The organism is Bhargavaea cecembensis (assembly GCF_001619585.1).
In the GTDB taxonomy this organism is placed as follows: Bacteria; Bacillota; Bacilli; order Bacillales_A; family Planococcaceae; genus Bhargavaea; species Bhargavaea cecembensis_A.
This window is the reverse complement of sequence record NZ_LQNT01000001.1, coordinates 499,345-518,329: the sequence shown is the minus strand read 5'-3', so window position 1 is coordinate 518,329 and position 18,985 is coordinate 499,345. Positions and strand designations below refer to the sequence as shown.

Sequence of the window (18,985 nt, the reverse complement as noted above, 5' to 3'; positions counted from 1 at the left end):
TGCTTTTTGGTTTTTATTTCGTTGCCCGCAAATGCCTGCCGGTCATCGGGCCTCGTTTTCTTCCAGGATGCCGTTCTGGAGACGGTACATCTTGTGATAAAGGCCGCCTTTGGCAAGCAGTTCCCTATGGGTGCCCCGCTCCACGATTTCGCCCTGATGGAGGACGAGAATCAGGTCCGCATCCTGGATTGTGCTGAGGCGGTGGGCGATGGCGACTGTCGTCCGGCCTTTCCGCATTTGCTCCAGCCCTTTCTGGATCGCCACCTCGGTCTCGGTATCGATATTCGCCGTCGCTTCATCAAGGATGAGGATCTTTGGCTCCTTGACCATCGTACGGGCGAATGCGATCAGCTGCCGCTGTCCGCCCGAGAAGGTGGAGCCCCGCTCTGTCACCTTCTGGCCGTAGCTGTCAGGCAGGCTCCGGATAAACGGATCCGCCTGGACAAATTCGGCGGCGGCCTGCACCTCACCGGAACCGATCGACCCGTCAAAGAGCCGGATGTTGCTCTCGATGTCCCCGTAAAACAGGAACGGATCCTGCAGGACGAGTCCGGTCTTTTCCCGCAGCTCCGTCTTCGGATAGGACCTGATCGGCCGTCCGTCAATCAGGATCTCCCCCCGCTCGAACTCGTAGAAGCGCATGAGCAGGTTGATGATCGAGCTTTTCCCCGAACCGGTATGGCCGACAAGTGCCACCGTCTCTCCCGATTCCGCGGTGAAGCTGATGTTTTTCAGCACATCGTTCTTCCCGTCATAGGAGAAGGAGACGCCCCTGAATTCGATTTTGCCTTTAGTGATGTGTGCGTCGCCTTGCTCCGGCTGGGCCGGTTCCAGTTCCGGGTCGTCCATGAGGCGGAACACCCGGTCGGCCGCGACGATGGCCTGCTGGAAGATCGACAGGCGCTGCATGACCTGGTTGATCGGCTCGAAGAACCGGTCGATATAGGTCACGAACGCGTAGATGACCCCGATCTCAACCGGTTCGCTGAATGATGTCACCCCGAAATAGGACAGCAGCAAAATCAGCCCGAGTGCATACACGATATCGACCGCCGGACGCAGGAGCAGGCCATCCAGCCTGATGTTGCGCATGCCGGCCTCGTAGTGCTTGTCATTGATCTCGCCGAACTCCTCACGGAACCGCTTTTCCTGCCTGAACACCTGAATCATGCCCATGCCGTTCAGGGATTCGGCGATTTTGCCGTTTAGCTGGCTGAGCCGCTCACGGAGATCCTGATAAAACTCGGAGCTGTACTTCCGGTAGATCCACATGATCAGGAAGATGAGCGGCAGCAGCAGAAGCGACAGAAGCGCAAGCCGCACATCGAGCGCGAACATCGCGATGTATACGGCGATGATGAGGAACCCGCTCTGCAAGAAGCCGACGAGCACGTCCACGAACATCTCGAGGATGGCTTCGGTGTCGTTCGTCACCCTGGAGACGGTGCCCCCCGCCGGTGTCTTGTCAAAATACCGCATCCCGAGCCGGTGTACCTTCGTGAACACGTCGATGCGGATCTGGCGGACAATTCGGAGCGCAATCTCCTGAAATTTCAGCAGCTGGATATAGCCGAATACCGCATTCAGCACGAGGATCGCCAGATAGGCGCCGGCCAGAATCATAAGCGGCTGCGCCGGAAACTCCCGCGGCGTCAGATAGTCATCGATGAATGTCTTGATCAGGTACGGGCCGAGGACACTTCCGAGCACGGTAAGCCCGAGCAGGATAAGTGCAACGGTCGCCGCTCCCTTGTGCGGAGTGAGATAGCGGAGCAGCCGCATGAGGACGCGCCACTGGCCGCGCCCGGTCAGTTTCTGCTGTTCAGGTGCTTCCATCATGCATCCCCTCCCTGTTCGACGAGTGCTTCCAGCTGCTGCAGCCGGTACATCTCATGATAGATCCCGCCGAGTGCCATCAGTTCCTCATGTGTGCCCTTTTCGGCGATCGTGCCATCTTCCATGACGATGATCTGGTGGGCGTGCTGGATGGCGCTCATCCGGTGGGAGGTGATGATCGTCGTTTCCTCCGTGCGCGTTTCCTTCAGGGCGGCAAGGATCGCCTCCTCCGTACGGGCATCCACCGCGGACAGCGAGTCGTCCAGGATGAGGAGCTCCGGCTCCATGAGCAGGGCGCGCGCGATGGAAATGCGCTGCTTCTGGCCGCCCGAGAGCGAAACGCCCCGCTCGCCGACGACGGTATCGTAGCCTTCCGAGAATCCGAGGATGTCCTCATCGATGTGCGCGAGCCTCGCCGCTTCCCGGACTTTGCCGAATGGTGCATCCACATCGGTGAATGCGATGTTTTCCCGGACGCTTGCCGAGAAGAGGAAGTGATCCTGCGGTACATAGCCGATCGCCTCGAGGAGCCGCTCCTTCCGGTAGCCGGTGATCGGGGTTCCCCCGTATGTAATCACCCCGTCATACCCCTCGAACTCGCGCAGAAGCAGCTTCAGGATTGCGGTCTTGCCGGAACCGGTCCTGCCAACGATGCCGAGTGTCTCGCCTTTTTTCAGTGTGAACCGGACATCGTGCAGAGCCGGTTGTTCGGCTTCGGGGAACCGGAATTCCCGGATGTCGAAGACGAGGTCCCCTCCGGGTGCCGTGTCCGCCGCTCCGTCCGTATCCCCGATGTCCGGAGGGACGGCCAGGAGTTCACGGATCCGGCCATAGGAAGCCCTGCCCCGCTCGACGATATTGAACAGAAAGCCGAACGCGAGCATCGGCCACACGAGAAGGCCCAGATAGGCGTTGAAGGCGACTAGATCCCCGAGCGTCATGTCGCCGTTCAGGATAAAGCGCGCTCCGAAGATGATTGACAGGAAAAAGGACAGGCCGACGATCAGGGAGATGGTCGGATCGAACAGGGCGTCCACCCTGGCGACGCGGACGTTTTTCCTGACGACATCCGCCGACAGTTTCCTGAAGTCGCTGATGTCCTCCTCTTCCTGGCCGAACGTCTTGATGACCTTGATGCCGGCGATGCTTTCCTGGGTTTTGTCGTTCAGATCGGAGAAGGCTTCCTGCGCCGTGCGGAAACGCTCGTGCAGCAGCTTGCCGTACCAGCTGGTCAGCACTGCCATGAGCGGCATCGGGAGAAGCGCGATGAGTGTCAGCTTCCAGTCGATCGTCACCGCCATGGCGATGATGACCGCACCGCCCGTCGTGACCGAGTCGACGAGCGTCAGCACGCCATGCCCCGCCGTCTGCTGGACGGCGCGGATGTCATTGGTCGCATGTGCCATCAGGTCGCCGACACGGCGCTGCTGGTAGAACGAGGACGACATCTTCGTGAAATGAGCGAACAGCTCGCTGCGGAGCCTCCGCCCGAGAAGCACCGACGAGCCGAAAATCATGACCCGCCAGTAATAGCGGAGCACATACATCGCGAGTGCCGCTCCGGCAAGGATCAGCAGCCACCTGCCGAGCCCGTTCCCTGTCAGTGTGCCGAGCCGAATCTCATCGACGACATAGCCGATGATCCTCGGCGGAAGCAGCTGGAGGACCGCCACGACAAGCAGCATCAGGATGCCGATGATGTATTGCTTTTTCCGCTCTTTGAAAAACCACCCCAATTGCATGAACACATTCACGGATCCCGTTCCCCCTTCTATGTTTGGGCAGATATCCAGTGTAGCAAATGTTCTGAAATCCGAGAAGTGCCGGAAAACAAATTATCCGGCTGCTGAAATATCGGTGACATCCGAAGTCCGGATGACCTCCGGCTCCCCGTCCGCACCGACCATCCGGATGATTCCCGAAACCGGATCGAAATGATGGACCGCCCCTGTGCAGCACGCTTCCCCGCCCCGCGTACGGCTGGAGACGGAAAGCGGCCTTCCATACTCGAGCGCTTCATGCAGCATCCGGTCCCACTCCTCCATCTGCTGGGGATCCGGGGCAAGCGGCTCCCGCCTGCCCTCCTCTTCCTGCCACTCCCTCAAAAGCTTCAGATGCTCCGGCAGCATCATCGCCGTCCATTTGATGTTCCCTCTGTCGCGGATCATCCGCATCACTCTCCTTGAAAAGATGTGTTCTTCCCCTGCCTGTACGCTGAATGAAACCTTTTTCGCGCCGCTCCGTAGATAACCCGAAGAACGGAATAGGAGGAATAACTGTGAAACCATTGTTCATCACTCTGTTGGCCGCCGCCCTGCTGGCAGGATGCTCAGGCGGAACCGCGGATTCTCCTGAGCAGGTGCCGGATGAAGCGGCCGGGTCCGCCCCCGCTTCGGACAAGGCGGACAATAAGAAGGAGGCGGATCAGGCGGCATCCGTCTCCCCCGCCGTTTTGCAGGCGGAGACGGCGGACGAGCTTGCCGCTTTGCCGCCGGGCGAGCTCACGGCCGATTTCACGATCGAAGGGGAAGCCTCCACATGGAACGGCCGGGAAGTGCCGGAAACCATCCGCGATGCTTTTCTCGACAGCGTGAAGCCGGCCGCCGAAGCGGCGGGAGATGATCCCGATGCCCTGTTCGGTGCAATCGCCCGCTCCCTCGGCACCCCGTCTTACAGCGAACTTGTCGGCTGGCTGGCCGATTACGAGCCGGCTTTTGACGAGCCGCTCCTGCCGGAACCCCATGAAGTGGAATCAGAAAAAACGCGGCCGGCCTTCCCCGAAAAGGCCGTCATCCTTCTCGATGCCAGTTCCAGCATGCTGCTGGAGGCGGACGGGCAGCTGAAGATGGAAACCGCCAAAAGCGCGGTGAGGAGCTTCGGCCGCACAATCGGCCAGAATAGTGACGTGGCTCTTTATGCATACGGTCATGCCGGCACACAGAACGAAGCCGACAAGGCGCTTTCCTGCGGCACCATTGAAGACGTCTACCCGTCCGGGAAGTATGACGCAGAAACGTTCAATGCTGCCGTCGACGGCGTGCAGGCGGCCGGGTGGACACCGCTCGCCGGCGCCATCCGCCAGGCGCGGGAAGACCTCGCGCAGCATGAAGGCGACATCACGGTCTATGTCGTGAGCGACGGCGCGGAGACGTGCGGCGGCGACCCGGTCAAGGAAGCCGCAGAATTCGTCAAAGACCATCCCGGGCGCCACGTCGACATCATCGGCTTCCAGGTCGACGCAGAGGCGGAAAGCCAACTGAAAGCCGTGGCCGATGCCGGGAACGGCAATTACCTGGGGGCCGACAGCCTGGAAGAGATGACCGGCGGCATGACGGAGTACTGGCTGCCGTCCGACCTCGACCTCTCCCTCCTCGTCTACCAGTCTCCGAGGGGATGGGAAAGCTCGACGATCCTCCACCGCATATCCGAACGGGCTACACTCGCGAAGCGCGCGGCCACGAGCGAAAAGTACCGGTTCATGGGCGCCGCCGATCTGCTACTGGAAAAAGGCCTGATCGATGAAGCCATGCGTGATGCCCTGAATGACAGGAGCACTGAACGGGAAGAAGCCCACCGCCTCATCCTGGACGGGCTCGAAGAGGAAAAGCGCAACGCGGTCAACTCGGAAGTCGAACGGATCGATGCAAAGATCGATGATTACCGCACCCGGATGGAAGCGCTGAAAAAAGAACAGGGATCCTGATCCGGAACCGGTCATGCTGCGGCATGGCCGGTTTTTGGCTTCCGGGAAAGGCCGGGCGACTTGTATCTGCTGTCCTGTTTCGTCATTCGGCCTGTTGATCTCGTCATTGGAACCGGCAATTTCATCATTGGGCCCTCCAGTTTCGTCACTTACCGGCGAATGACGAAACTGGAGGCGCGAATGACGAGACTCCATCACCGAATGATGAAATCAGTGCCCTGAATGACGAAACCGCCGTCTGTGCTGCCGACGGAGTCCTTACATTTTGTGGCCGCCGATCAGCTTCGCCCGGCCGACGGCGGTCCCGGCATCCGTATAGGAGACGGCGCGCAGGATCGCGGCCGGGCCGTACTTCGACCGGATCGCATCCATGGCGGCGCCGAGCTTGCGCTCCTCCCACCTGCGCGTCTCGAACAAGCTGAGCTGCATGGAGTGCTCCTCCTCCAGATTGGAAAGGGAGAGGGCGAGCCGCCGGACCGGACGTCCGTCATGGAACTCATCCAGGAGAGCGGTGCACACCCGGTAGATCGCCATCGTTGAGTTGGTCGCCGTCTCAAGCGACCGGGAACGGGAAAAGCCTCCCCCATAGGCGTTCTCGCTGTAGCCGGCGGACAGATGGATGGTGCGCCCGGCACGTCCCGCTTCCCGTGCGCGCCGGGCCACGTCCTCGCACATCTCCAGGATGACGGCGAGGATGTCTTCCCGCTTCACGTAATCGCGGTAAAGCACCTGGCCCTTCCCGTAGCTGACCTGCCCGGCAATGAGCGGTGCGCCGAGCTCCGACAGATCGATGCCCCAGGCATGGTGGTACAGCTGGTTGCCCATGACGCCGAACTCTTTCTCCAGCAGCTTGAGATCGGCATGGGCAAGGTCGCCGACGGAAAAAATACCGAGACCGTTCAGCCGGCGCTCCATCCGGCGGCCGATCCCCCACATTCCCGACAGCGGGGCAACCGGCCAGAGCTTTTCGGGGACATCCCCGTATGTCCATCTGGCAAATCCGTCCTTTTTCGCATCCAGGTCGAGGGCCACCTTTGCCAGCAGCATGTTCGGCCCCATGCCGATGGCTGCCGGCATCTGGAACTGGGCAAGCAACTGGTCCTGGATCCGCTTCACCGTCTCTTCCGGAGGCCCCCAGAGCCGCTCCGTCCCGCCGAGATCGACAAATGCCTCGTCGATGCTGTACACATGGATGGCTTCCTTCGGCACGTATTCGCCAAGAAGGCGGGTGATCTCCATGGATACCCGGACATAGAAGCCCATCTTCGGTTCGATGAGCCGGATCGACGGATCGTCGGGGATCTCGTATAGCCGGTGCCCCGTCCGCACGCCAAATTCCCGTTTGAGCCGGGGCGAGGCGGCAAGGACGACACTTCCCTTCCGGTCGCGGTCCCCGATGATGGCAATCGGCTCTTTTAAAACATCCAGTCCTTCGTCCGCGGCCGCGCAGCTTGCATAAAAGCTCCTCATATCCAGGCAGATGATTTTCCGGTCCGGCAGTCCCTCATACATGCGCGCACCCTCCTTTTTTGATCAATATATTCGTCACAGAACAAATGTTCCCCTCCTTCAGTATAGCCAAACCGTGGGGAATCATTCAACGGCAATTTCGGGAAATGGAGGGGATGGGATGAAAGTCAGGCGTGTTCTGACGGTGGGTGTTTCAAGGCAGGCTGCGTGCTTCGAAGTGACATTCCACATAGTTGTCTCTTCTTTTTGAAAACGGACAGCGGAGCACCGCCACTCCCCGTCCCAATCTAAAAAGGCCGGAACACTGAATGTACCGGCCGGAGCATATTTGGTTCCCAATTAGGATGTTCAATCAGCCGGGCCGGACGATCCCCCACGGGTCATCAGGTCCCCGCAACTGCTGAAAGGTGAATCATTCCAGTAGCATCAACCGGAAATAATATTGACCAGACACTAAACAGTGTCATATAATAACGACACCAATTGGTGTCATATTTCAAGATGGGAGGGAGGCTATTGAGCGGGAAGCATCAGGAAAGGGATGTGTATGCGGCAGTTGCCGATCCCACAAGGCGTAAATTATTGCGATTGTTGGCAGATGCGGAAGAGCTGCCTCTATATGAATTAACGGCTCAATTTCAGATGGGCAGGACCGCTGTTTCCAAGCATTTGGCTGTTCTGAAAGAAGCGGGTCTCGTCGTGGACCGGAAAGTCGGCAGGGAAACAAGATTTCGGCTCAATGCAGCACCGTTAAAAGAAATCAAAGATTGGATAGCCTTCTACGAGAAGTTCTGGACCGAAAGAGTATCGGTCTTAAAAAAAATGTTGGAGGAGGAATAAATCATGGCAGAAGTATTATTGGATTTTCAGTTTGCAAGCTCAATCAATAAGGTGTGGGATGCACTGACCGATCCAGACACGCTTGCAAAATGGGTCATGGAAAATGATTTCAAACCGGTTGTAGGACATAAATGCCAGTTCCGGAACGATGAGTGGAATTTGGTCGTGGAATGTGAGGTCCTGGTGGTGGAAGAACCAAACCGGCTGTCGTATACATGGATCGGAGGCCCGATTGACACAGTCGTCACATGGACACTAACAGAAGAAAGCGGGACAACCCGCTTGCATCTGGAACAGACTGGATTCGAAAAAGAAGACCAGGCATACAACGGTGCAAAATATGGCTGGGCCGGCAAAGTCGGAGAGCTTAAAAAAGTATTAGGGGAATCGCAGGAGTAAAGGAGATTGTTTCATGGTCTTTTTTCAGGATGTGATATCCATATTCAAAAAGAGGGATATGGGATTGATCGAACGACGCAAAGAATCAGAGGATGTATACACCTTCCTGTTTGAACGGGAGAAAGATTTAACATGGAAAGCCGGCCAGCATGGTTTGTTCAGCATCACGCATAAGAAGATAAAAAATGCGACACGCCCTTTTAGCGTGTCCTCTGCCCCTGCAGACAATCATATTGCCATCACCATGAGGATCAGTGATGCGCCGAGCGAGTTTAAAAAAGCGCTCATGGAACTAACGCCAGGTATGAAAGTGAGCATGAGCGGGCCTGTAGGATCTTTTTATCTGCAAGGTCATCGTCCGTCACTCCTGATTGCAGGCGGAATCGGCATCACACCGTTTCGGGCGATGTTAAAACAGATTGAGGCAGAAAAGAACAGAAGCGAGAATCCGATCCGTTTACTATACCTGGACAGCGATCAGTCCTATATCTTTAAGGATGAACTTGATCGAATTTCCGGCAGTCCATCAATCGAGATTTCGTATCTTGATTCAAGGGATACCTTGCACCGGGAAATCGATCAGTTCACAGACACCTATCAGGGCCAGGCCCAATATTATATTGCCGGGCCGAAGCCGATGGTTGAATCCGTTTCCGCTCATTTAAAGGAACAGGATGTTTTAAAACGGGATATCAAAAAAGACGCCTTTTTCGGGTACCGATAATTATAAAAAGCCGACATCTCAAAAAGAGTGCCGGCTTTTTTTAATGTGGACGGATTGTACTAGTAATCGCAGCAGACCCTCCTTTCGTTCGTTCAACCCTATCAATGAGACCAAGGAAACAACGATGGAATACCCAGACAAACAGACCGGAACGTCCCCTTTCAGGCATTCCGGTCTGTTCGATTTATCAGTTTTTCGTAACCGTCTGGCCAAGAACCTCTTTGGCTTTGCCGATCTGCACGCGCACCTGGTCGAATCCGGTGCCGCCGTAGGAATTTCTCCGGCGGACGGCCGCAACAGGTGCAAGGACATCATAGATATCCTCTTCGATCAGCGTGCTTTCTTCCTGCATGTCGGAGAGGGAAAGGTCCTTCAGGACACAGCCCTTTTGGATGCAGGTGAAGACCAGCTTGCCGGTCACTTCATGTGCCTCGCGGAACGGCATGCCTTTGGCTGCCAGGTAGTCTGCAAGTTCTGTGGCGTTGGAGAAGTCTTTGCTGACTTCCTGCTCCATGACGTCCGCGTTCACGGTCATCGTGCGGATCATGCCCGCAAAGATGCGGAGCGAGCCGGTGACGGTCTGGACCGTGTCGAACATGCCTTCCTTGTCTTCCTGCATGTCCTTGTTGTAGGCAAGCGGCAGGCCTTTCAGCGTCGTCAGGAGGCCGATCAGGTTGCCGTATACGCGCCCGGTCTTGCCGCGGATCAATTCTGCCATGTCAGGGTTCTTTTTCTGCGGCATGATACTGGAGCCGGTCGAGAAGGCATCATCCAGCTCGATGAAGCCGAATTCCTGGCTGGACCAGAGGATGATCTCCTCGGCAAGCCGCGACAGATGCGCCATGAGAAGCGACGAGGCGGACAGGAACTCGACGATAAAGTCCCGGTCGCTCACCGCATCCATGCTGTTCTCATACACGCCGGCAAAACCGAGCAGCTCCGCGGAATAATGGCGGTCGATCGGGAACGTCGTCCCGGCGAGCGCGCCCGCGCCGAGCGGCGACAGGTCGATGCGCTTCAGGGAGTCCGTGAAGCGGCCCTTATCGCGCTCAAGCATCCAGAAGTACGCCATCAGATGATGGGCGAACGATACCGGCTGCGCGCGCTGAAGATGCGTGTAGCCCGGCGCGAGTGTTTCAACATGGGCTTCCGCCTGCTCGAGAATCGCCTTCTGGAAGTCCTCGGTGAGCGCGATGATCTCCTTCGTGCGCTCCTTCAGGTACAGGTGCATATCGGTCGCGACCTGGTCGTTCCGGCTGCGTCCGGTATGGAGCTTGCCGCCGACCGGGCCGATGTCATCCGTCAGCTTTTTCTCGAGGTTCAGATGGATGTCCTCGAGCTCGACGGAATACTCCAGCTCATCCGCCTTCGCCTTTTCCTTCAGCTTTTCCAGGCCGCCGAGGATCACTTCCGTTTCTTCTTGGGTCAATATGCCGCATTTTCCGAGCATCTTCACATGCGCGGTGCTGCCCTCAAGGTCCTCGAGGACAAGCTCGCGGTCAAAGCCGATGGATGCGCCAAACTCGTCGACCCACTCCTCGGCGGTCTTCTGGAAGCGGCCGCCCCAGAGCTTTTCCGTCATGACTGCACCTTCTCCGCTTCCTTCTCGGAAACTTCAGCTTTGTTGACGGAAGCGTGGACTTTTGTCGGGAGGCCCCACAGCTCGATGAAGCCGACGGCGGAAGCATGGTTGAACTCGTCTTCCTTCGTATACGTTGCAAGTTTCTCGTCATAAAGCGAGTTGTCCGACTTGCGTCCTTCGACGATCGCATGGCCCTTGAAGAGTTTGACGCGGACCGTGCCGTTGACGAACTGCTGGGTCTCTTTCAGGAATGCCTGAAGGGCTTTCGTGAGCGGCGAGAACCAGAGGCCTTCATAGATGAGCTCAGTGAGCTTCTTGCTGATGACCGGCTTGAAATGCGCGAGTTCCTTGACGAGCGTGATGTCTTCCAGCTCTTTGTGCGCAGTCAGCAGCGTCATCGCCGCCGGGCACTCGTACACTTCACGGGACTTGATGCCGACAAGGCGGTTCTCGACGTGGTCGATGCGGCCGACACCATGCTTGCCCGCCAGTTCGTTCAGCTCGAGGATCAGTTCATGCAGTTCCTTTTTCTCGCCGTTGAGCGATACCGGAACCCCCTTGACGAATTCCAGTTCAATGACGTCCGGCGTATCCGGTGCATCTTCGATGGAAGCAGTCAGGTCGTAAGCATCTTCCGGAGGCGCAATCCACGGGTTTTCAAGGATGCCGCATTCGTTTGCACGGCCCCACAGGTTCTGGTCGATCGAGTATGGGCTGTCGAGGTTGACCGGAATCGGGATATTGTGGTCCTTTGCATATTCAATTTCTTCCTCACGTGACCAGCCCCACTCACGGACCGGTGCAATGACTTCAAGGGACGGATCCAGCGCGGTGATGGACACTTCGAAGCGCACCTGGTCGTTTCCTTTGCCCGTGCAGCCGTGTGCGACTGCAGTTGCGCCTGTTTCGTGCGCGATCTCGACAAGCTTCTTCGAGATGAGCGGGCGCGACAGCGCGGAGACGAGCGGATATTTGTTTTCATACATCGTATGTCCCTGAAGCGATGTGAGGACGAACTCCTCTGCGAACTCTTTTTTCGCGTCAATCATGTAGCTTTCGGAAGCGCCCACTTCAAGCGCCTTGTTTTTGACGAACTCCAGGTCTTTTCCTTCGCCGACATCGAGGCAGACCGCGACGACGTCATAACCTTTTTCCTTAAGCCATGCAATTGCAACCGATGTATCCAGACCGCCTGAGTAGGCGAGAACGACTTTCTTATCCATAGTGAATCCCTCCGTGTATGTTTATTCATTATATACATGTTTTATTCATGAGAGAATCATAACATGTAATAAACATCGGTGCAAGCAAATGTTTATGCAATTTAAAAGAAAACAAAAAGAGCCGCCCGAAGGCCGCTCTTCCCCATCCGTTTTCGGTGATCCGTAACCGGAATCCTGTGCTAACTTAATAAAATCCGTATCCGTATGTTTGGTTGTCATATGGGGAATACCCGGAATACGGATAAGGGTACTGGTAAGGAATCGGTTGGGAATAATAGTTATTATATGCGTATTGCGGATGCAATGCGCTTCCAATCAGGCTGCCTGCAAACCCCGCTAAGGCTTCTCCGTATCCGTTCCATTGATCCCGGTACCGATGATCCTGATACCTGTGATGATCGCGGTGCCGGTCATGATGCCTGTGATGGTCATGGTCACGGTGCCGATGGTCACGATGCCTGTGATGGTCGTGATCCCGATGTCTGTGCCGGTGTCTGTCCCTGCCAAAATCCTCGTAATAATCATGACGCCGTTGATAATCTCTGGTCATTCGTCATCCCCCCATCCCACGTATCCTATTCGGATGGGGCTCAGACCAAAAGGCTTTTGCCTACTGTGGGTCTCGCCGGAGGAACAGATTGGAGATTCGCCATTTACTTCTTATCAAAGAAATTCCGTCCGAGCCGCTCGGTGAAGCCCGGGGCGACGGCATGCATCCTTGAGGCGGCTGACATGTACCACGGCAGGTCGATATCACGTACAGGCCGCCCAAGCACGCTGATGGCTGCCTCTGCAACCTTCCCGGGCGGTGTCAGGTAGCCGGCCATCGATTCCCTGTAACCCGAAAGCGGTGAGGCAATGTCGAGAAACGGGGTGTCGACCGGCCCGGGGTTGATTGATGTGACACTGATCCCGTACGGCGCCGTCTCGAGGCGGAGGGCGTCAGCGTATCCGAGAAGCGCAGCTTTGGATGCTGCATACACCGAGGCCTTTTTCGTCGAAACCTTCCCGGCCGCGGATGCAATGAAGATGATCTGCCCGCTCTCCCGCTCCATCATGCCCGGCAGGATCCGCCTGAGCAGTTTCATCGGTGAGGCTGCATTCACGTCCAGCATGCGGTCGATCGAGGCATCCGACAGCTCGTGTGCATGCTGGAACGCCCCGATACCCGATGCCGAGATGAACACATCCGGTGCGCCGGCGGCAGCCGAGACCCGGTCAAGCCCTTCTGCGGTCGAGAGATCCGCCCTGATGACACCCGCGCCTTCAGTATGGATATCCTCAAGAATCTCCCGGTTGCGCCCTGTCGCCAGAACCAAATGCCCTTCGCGGAGCAGGGCGGTGACAATGGCGCGCCCGATACCGCCGGTCGCGCCGGTGACAAGCACACGCTTAGGTCTGCTCATAGTAAAGCACCCCGTCCCCATTCCGTGTTTCAGCTGCCAGCCCTTCGGCAACCAGCCAGTCGGTCTGCCCGATCGTCTCGGACAGCGTGAGGCCGAGCTCCCGTTCATAGGCTTGCGGGAACAGCCGCTTCGTCAGCTCAAAGATCGTCTTCGGGCCGTCCGTGAGCATGCCGAGAACGGCATACGCCCGTTCTTTCTGTTGGCCAAGGCGCCTTTCGACCAGCTCCCGGATTCCGTGCACGTCTTCCCCGTGACCGGGATGGATGACTTCCAGGGGCAGATCTGCAACGCGGCGCATGGAATCATTATATAGAAGAAGCGACCGCGGACGTCCTTTTTCGGGGTCGAGCGACGGCTCGATCAGCGGATTGGATGAAATCCTTCCGAGGATCAGGTCGCCGCCGATCATTTCCCCGCCCCGTTCATTGAAAAAGGCGAGATGGCTCTGGGCGTGGCCAAGCGTCTCCGTCACCAACCACCCCGGATGACCCGGTACCTCTTCACCGTCCCCGAGGATGCCGTCAAGCGGCCGTTTCCCGATGTATTCAACCGGGCGCTTCATCTTCCGGACCCAGTGATGATAGGATTCCGGCACGCCCTCCTCTTTCAGGCACTCCAGGTAAAAGCGGTCATGGTATTCAAAAAACGCCTCGTCCCGGGTGAGCCACGGTTCGTTGTACCGGTGACCCAGCAGCCGGGCATTCCCGAACATGCCGACAAGCCCCGCATGGTCCGGGTGGTGATGGGTCAGGATCACCTGCTCGATATCCTCCGGCCGGAAGCCCGCCTCTTTCAGCCCACAGAGCATCGCTTCTTCCGACTCGGGTGTATTGGTGCCGGCATCAAACAGGGTGAGCGCCTCCCCCTTCAGCAGCCAGGCATTGACATCGCCGACAGCAAAAGGCGTCGGCATCGTGATTTTATGGATAGTCATCGGATCCCCTCCGGAAAATGAATGGTCATTCATCCATTTTACACAAGCACCTCCCCTACGTCACCTGTTGACTTTGAATGGCTACAGTGCGTATAATCGCACTAACCAAATGAACGGATGCTCCGACGAAGACCAGTACGGGCGGTGATGGCGCACAGAAAATGCGGTCACCGGCTGAGAGCCGCATCCCCTCTCCCGCCCCGAACCTGCTTCCGAGCCGCCATGGAAACATGGCCGTATCCCACTGCGTTAAAGGGGAAGAGCTGCGCCGGCAAGACCGGCGAAAAAAGGTGGTACCGCGGAAACCGATGCGTTTTCGTCCTTTTCATGATGGACATCATGGAGGGACGGAAGCGCATTTTTATTTTTTGCCGGAGGAGATGATCGACAATGAAAAACGTACTATTTATCGGCGCCGGATCCATGGCGGAGGCTATAATCGCAGGAATCACGGCGAACGGCGCGGTGGAGCCGGCCTCCGTTTTTGTCATGAACAAGGCTGACCATGCCCGCCTGGAGGAACTGAAGGACAAATACGGAATCACCCCTGTCAAAATCGGCGACCCGGAAATTGGCCAGGCCGAACTTGCCGTATTCGCAACGAAGCCAAAAGACGCCGGCCAGGCAATGGAGGCAATTGCAGAGCACCTTCATCCGTCCGCGGCCGTCCTATCCGTCATGGCCGGCATCCCGATCAGCATGTTCGAAGAAAAACTCGGCAGCCGTCCTGTCGCCCGTTCTATGCCGAACACATCCGCCACAATCGGCCTTGCCGCAACAGGGCTCGCGGTGAATGAATCTGTCAGCGATCCGGTCCGGCGGGATATCCTCTCCCTTCTTGGCTCGATCGGTCTCGTCAAAGAGGTCGAGGAGGATGAGCTGCACCTGATCACGGCATTGGCAGGAAGCGGCCCGGCCTACGTCTATTATTTTGCGGAGGCACTTGAGGAAGCAGCCACCACTTCGGGACTTTGCGGGACAGATGCACGGGAACTGATCATACAGGTACTCGAGGGGGCTGCAGCGATGCTGAAGCGGCGGACGGCCGAGCCTGCGGAGCTCAGGGAACATGTGACCAGTCCGGGGGGCACGACGGCAGCAGGCATCCGTGCACTCGACGATGCGGGATTCCGCCATGCCGTGGCTTCCTGCATCCAGGCAGCTGAAAACCGCTCCCGCGAGCTTGCATCCGGACAGTGAACGGCCCGATTGATAGAATGGAAAGGAATTCTATCGGAAAAGGGTGATTGGATGGCAAAGCTATTTGAACCGATTGAAATCAGGGGCGTGACCCTCCGCAACCGGATCGTCATGTCGCCGATGTGCATGTATTCCTGTCCGGAACAGGACGGAAAGGTCCAGGACTGGCATCTTGTCCACTATCCGTCGCGCGCCGTCGGAGGAGCTGGACTCCTCATCGTCGAGGCGACTGCGGTCCAGCCCGAAGGCCGGATCTCGAACGAAGACCTCGGCATCTGGGAGGACGGCCATGTGGAAGGGCTGAAGCACCTGACAAGTCTGATCAGACAGCACGGGGCTGCAGCGGGCATCCAGCTTGCTCATGCGGGCCGGAAATCGGAGACGGACGGGGATATTTTTGCCCCTTCCGCCATCGCCTTCAGCGACCGCTACAAGACGCCAAAGGAAATGACGGAAGATGATATCCAACACACTGTCACCGCATTTCGCGACGCAGCAGTACGTGCCAAGGAAGCAGGCTTTGATGTGATCGAGCTGCACGGGGCGCACGGCTATCTGCTGAACGAGTTCCTTTCCCCGCTTTCGAACAGGCGGACGGACAGCTACGGCGGAAGCGCAGAAAATCGCTACCGCATCGTCCGGGAAACGATCGATGCGGTACGGGAAGTGTGGGACGGTCCCCTCTTCGTCCGGATTTCCGCCAGCGACTACACCGACGGCGGCATGACGCCGGAGGACTATGTTCAGATGGCCGGATGGATGAAAGATCAGGGGGTCGACCTCATCGATGTGAGCTCAGGCGCCGTCGTCCCGGCGAGAATCAGCCCCTACCCCGGCTATCAGGTCCCGTTTTCCGAGACGGTCCGGAACGGTGCAGATATCTTGACGGGGGCGGTCGGACTGATCGAGGAACCGGCTCATGCGGAAGAGATCGTCCAAAACGGACGCGCGGACCTTGTCCTTCTCGGACGGGAACTGCTGCGCGATCCGTACTGGCCAAGGCGCGCCGCGAAGGAACTCGGCGCGGACATCCAGGCACCGGTCCAGTATGAGCGCGGCTGGAACTGAAGAACCAATTAAAAACGTGATCCCGCAAACAGCCGGGATCACGTTTTTTGTTCATGTCCGGTCCGCAGTCAGACCTGCAGGACGCCTTCCCCCGCTGCATTTCTGAGGAACGGGCTCGGCTCCCCTACGCTGTACAGCTGCAGGACATGCATCGCCCTTGTGCACGCAGTGTAGAATAGCCTTCTCACGCTTTCGTCGCCATAGACTTGCCGTGACGCATTATAGATGATCACTGCATCAAATTCGATTCCTTTGGACAAATACGACGGGATGACGACCGCTCCCTGCTCGTATTCCGCTGTTCCGCTCTTGATGAATTTAAGACCGTCTATTTCGGAAAGGGATTCATAAGCACGCAGTCCCTCTTCAGCAGATTGGCAGATAACTGCGATACTCTGATGCCCCTGACTCCGCAACTCATTGATTTTAAGGGAAATGCGGCTGTGAAGATCTTTGAAATCTGCGACCTGTTCAAAGGATGGCCGTTCTCCATCACGGTCAAAAGGAATGATCGTTTCACCCTGTGGAATCAGTTTCCGTGTGAATTCAATGATGGGCCTGGTGGACCGGTAGCTCCGTGTCAGATTGACCAGTTCCGTCTGATCGGGTCCGTATAGTTCTGCCAGCGCGCTGAAGTCCGTCCGGCCGTCCCCATGGGCATAAATCGCCTGATTAAAGTCCCCCAGTACCGTCATCTTCGCAACAGGAAACAGATGCTTCAGAAATTCAAACTGGAACGGAGAATAGTCCTGCGCTTCATCAATCACGATATGCCTGATTGAGTTGTTTGACTGAAAGCCCAAGAGCAGTTCCTTCAAAAACAGGAACGGGGTGGCATCCTCATGGCAGAGACGGCCATTCCCCAGCGTTTCCGCGGTCATCCGGCAGATGGCCTCCCACTCCGCCGGCGTCTCCCCTTCTACCAGTTTCCCGATAGATGCGGGATCAGCAAACAGTTGTCCATACATCGCTCCGAAATCGACGAACTGGTAGGCCCGGACTTTTCTGCGCAGCGGCTTTAGTTTCTGATGGATCACCAGACGGGCAAGCGCCTGCGGCTCCATTTCATAGTCAGCCACTGCTTCCCTGGAAAAGCCGCGTTTTTCCGCGAGATAGCGGTGAGCCTTGTGATAGGCATCTTCACTGAGAAGCTCGATTTCCTCCTGTACCCACGGCTTCTCCCACTCGCTTTTCTGAAAAGCCCTCATTTCATTCAAAAGCCAGTCTTTCAGTTTTTCTAGCCGGCTTGGCAGGCGGAGGGCCGGGTCCAGTGTGTAGAACTGTTCGGCCATCTGAGCCGCCGAAATGATTGGCTTGCCTCTGAATGTCATGTCCGTGAACCGCATTCCCGAAGACTCGAGTGACTTGCTGTAGGCTTTGATTGCCTCGATAAAACGGACGGAAGACTTGAAACGGATGCCTTCCACTCTCTGCCTGCGGGTGCCGTCATCACCCGCTGTCAGAACAGACTCTAATTGGCCGTAGGATGTTTCAACCTCGAACTCATGGCCCAGCCGGTGTACCAGGTATTCCTGGAAAGTGACCTGCTGCATATTCTCTTCACCAAGCTCCGGCAGAACGTTGGACACGTAACTGCTGAACATAGTGTTCGGGGAGAACAGAATGATCTGATCCGCATTCAGGCGATCCCTGTATTTATAAAGCAGATAAGCGATCCTCTGCAGGGCAGCCGACGTCTTTCCGCTTCCGGCTGCGCCATGGACGATCAGCAGTCTTCCCCGGTCATGCCGGATGATCCGGTTCTGGTCCTGCTGAATGGTTGCGACAATGTTGTGCATCTGTTTTTCGGAACGTTTGCCGAGCACTTCCTGCAGCACTTCGTCCCCGATGGTGAGGCTTGTATCAAACATGGATTGAAGGGCGCCTTTCCGGATGAGATACTGCCACTTGCCGTCCAGCGTGCCGCTTACGGGACCGCCCGGAGTCGAGTATTCTGCCGGGCCTGGCTGGCAGTCATAGTAGACGCTCGAGACAGGTGCCCTCCAGTCATAGACCAGGAATTCCTCCGCGGTGGTGTCGGTTAGAGAGGAAATACCGATATAGAAAGGTTCCGGCGCAGATTCGCCGCTCTCGGTAAAGTCAATTCGTCCAAAATAGGGAGACTCCTCCATTCTTTGCAGCGTCGACAAACGCCGGGAAGCATGCCGGTGGGAGCCCTGGCTGACGGATAGCGCCTGGGCTTCCTGGCGAAGACCGATAATCGTCTCCAGATAATCATCGAAAGTGTCGGTATTCACCTTCACTTCATCCCAGAAGTGTCTCCGGATCTGGATCACTTCATCTTTACGCCTGGCCGTTTCCGCTTTCAGCCTGCCGATCTCTTCGGCAATGACGCCCATTACAAGGTCTACACGTTCCTGTTCGCGCCTGAGTTCGGGGTTCATGGAAAACCTCCCTGAAAAAAGTGGTGTAAAAGGCTTGACTTGTTGACTGACGCCGAGGTACAATTAAGATAGGATAAGTGTTTGTAATTGTACTTATATTATGACATCCATACAACCATACCATAAACCGCCCATTCCGTTCAATCGGATTTGGGCGCTTTTTTAGTAATAATAAAGCGCGGGCAGGAGGTCTTC

The 18,985-nt window shown here is 57.0% G+C and carries 16 protein-coding genes; 6 read left to right on the top strand and 10 right to left on the bottom strand.

The features are described from left to right. Positions 1-42: 42 nt before the first annotated feature. The 3 genes from AV656_RS02615 to AV656_RS02605 all read right to left on the bottom strand — a co-directional run bounded on the left by AV656_RS02615 (position 43) and on the right by AV656_RS02605 (position 4,004). Positions 43-1,836, bottom strand: a complete 1,794-nt coding sequence (locus AV656_RS02615) for an ABC transporter ATP-binding protein (RefSeq protein WP_063178923.1) — start codon at positions 1,834-1,836, stop codon at positions 43-45. Next, a complete protein-coding gene (locus AV656_RS02610; RefSeq protein WP_063178523.1) occupies positions 1,836-3,590 on the bottom strand; it encodes an ABC transporter transmembrane domain-containing protein in 1,755 nt (584 codons plus the stop codon). Before AV656_RS02610 ends, AV656_RS02615 begins: the two co-directional genes overlap by 1 nt. A gap of 81 nt (positions 3,591-3,671) precedes the next feature. Beyond that, positions 3,672-4,004, bottom strand: coding sequence for a YolD-like family protein (locus AV656_RS02605; RefSeq protein WP_063178521.1), 333 nt, complete (start codon positions 4,002-4,004; stop codon positions 3,672-3,674). A 110-nt stretch (positions 4,005-4,114) separates the two neighbouring features. Between AV656_RS02605 and AV656_RS02600 the strand changes: the two genes are divergently transcribed. After that, positions 4,115-5,539, top strand: coding sequence for a vWA domain-containing protein (locus tag AV656_RS02600; protein ID WP_063178519.1), 1,425 nt, complete (start codon positions 4,115-4,117; stop codon positions 5,537-5,539). A gap of 258 nt (positions 5,540-5,797) precedes the next feature. Here AV656_RS02600 and AV656_RS02595 read toward each other — a convergent pair whose 3' ends face one another. Continuing rightward, the gene (locus AV656_RS02595) at positions 5,798-7,051 is read right to left on the bottom strand and encodes a DNA polymerase thumb domain-containing protein (protein ID WP_063178517.1); all 1,254 of its coding nucleotides are present in this window, start codon (positions 7,049-7,051) and stop codon (positions 5,798-5,800) included. A 474-nt stretch (positions 7,052-7,525) separates the two neighbouring features. On the opposite strand from AV656_RS02595, the gene AV656_RS16570 reads away from it, so the two are divergent. From AV656_RS16570 to AV656_RS02580, 3 genes are read left to right on the top strand one after another with little or no spacing between them, the layout of a single operon-like run. Further along, positions 7,526-7,849 (top strand): ArsR/SmtB family transcription factor, encoded by a 324-nt coding sequence (locus tag AV656_RS16570; protein WP_063178515.1) that lies wholly within the window; start codon positions 7,526-7,528, stop codon positions 7,847-7,849. Positions 7,850-7,852: 3 nt separating this feature from the next. After that, positions 7,853-8,248: an SRPBCC family protein gene (locus AV656_RS16565; RefSeq protein WP_063178513.1), complete on the top strand. Its 396-nt coding sequence runs from the start codon at positions 7,853-7,855 to the stop codon at positions 8,246-8,248. Between the two features lie 13 nt (positions 8,249-8,261). After that, a complete protein-coding gene (locus tag AV656_RS02580) occupies positions 8,262-8,972 on the top strand; it encodes an FAD-dependent oxidoreductase (RefSeq protein ID WP_063178511.1) in 711 nt (236 codons plus the stop codon). 187 nt (positions 8,973-9,159) lie between these two features. Here AV656_RS02580 and argH read toward each other — a convergent pair whose 3' ends face one another. From argH to AV656_RS02555, 5 genes are all read right to left on the bottom strand, one after another. Continuing rightward, positions 9,160-10,554, bottom strand: coding sequence for an argininosuccinate lyase (gene argH / locus AV656_RS02575; protein ID WP_063178509.1), 1,395 nt, complete (start codon positions 10,552-10,554; stop codon positions 9,160-9,162). Further along, positions 10,551-11,777, bottom strand: coding sequence for an argininosuccinate synthase (locus AV656_RS02570; protein ID WP_063178507.1), 1,227 nt, complete (start codon positions 11,775-11,777; stop codon positions 10,551-10,553). Before AV656_RS02570 ends, argH begins: the two co-directional genes overlap by 4 nt. A 336-nt stretch (positions 11,778-12,113) precedes the next feature. After that, positions 12,114-12,302, bottom strand: a complete 189-nt coding sequence (locus AV656_RS02565) for a hypothetical protein (protein WP_063178505.1) — start codon at positions 12,300-12,302, stop codon at positions 12,114-12,116. A 128-nt stretch (positions 12,303-12,430) separates the two neighbouring features. Further along, on the bottom strand, positions 12,431-13,183 hold the full coding sequence (locus tag AV656_RS02560; RefSeq protein WP_231877219.1) for an SDR family NAD(P)-dependent oxidoreductase: 753 nt from the start codon (positions 13,181-13,183) through the stop codon (positions 12,431-12,433). Then, complete coding sequence (locus AV656_RS02555) at positions 13,170-14,117, bottom strand: MBL fold metallo-hydrolase (RefSeq protein ID WP_063178921.1); 948 nt, start codon at positions 14,115-14,117, stop codon at positions 13,170-13,172. The genes AV656_RS02560 and AV656_RS02555 overlap by 14 nt, the downstream gene beginning before the upstream one ends. 390 nt (positions 14,118-14,507) lie before the next feature. Between AV656_RS02555 and proC the strand changes: the two genes are divergently transcribed. Beyond that, complete coding sequence (gene proC / locus AV656_RS02550; RefSeq protein WP_063178501.1) at positions 14,508-15,317, top strand: pyrroline-5-carboxylate reductase; 810 nt, start codon at positions 14,508-14,510, stop codon at positions 15,315-15,317. Positions 15,318-15,368: 51 nt separating this feature from the next. Then, positions 15,369-16,385, top strand: coding sequence for an NADPH dehydrogenase NamA (gene namA, locus AV656_RS02545; protein WP_063178498.1), 1,017 nt, complete (start codon positions 15,369-15,371; stop codon positions 16,383-16,385). A 68-nt stretch (positions 16,386-16,453) separates the two neighbouring features. Here the strand turns inward: namA and helD are convergent, their stop codons facing one another. After that, positions 16,454-18,790 (bottom strand): RNA polymerase recycling motor HelD, encoded by a 2,337-nt coding sequence (gene helD / locus AV656_RS02540; RefSeq protein ID WP_063178496.1) that lies wholly within the window; start codon positions 18,788-18,790, stop codon positions 16,454-16,456. Between the last annotated feature and the right edge of the window lie 195 nt (positions 18,791-18,985).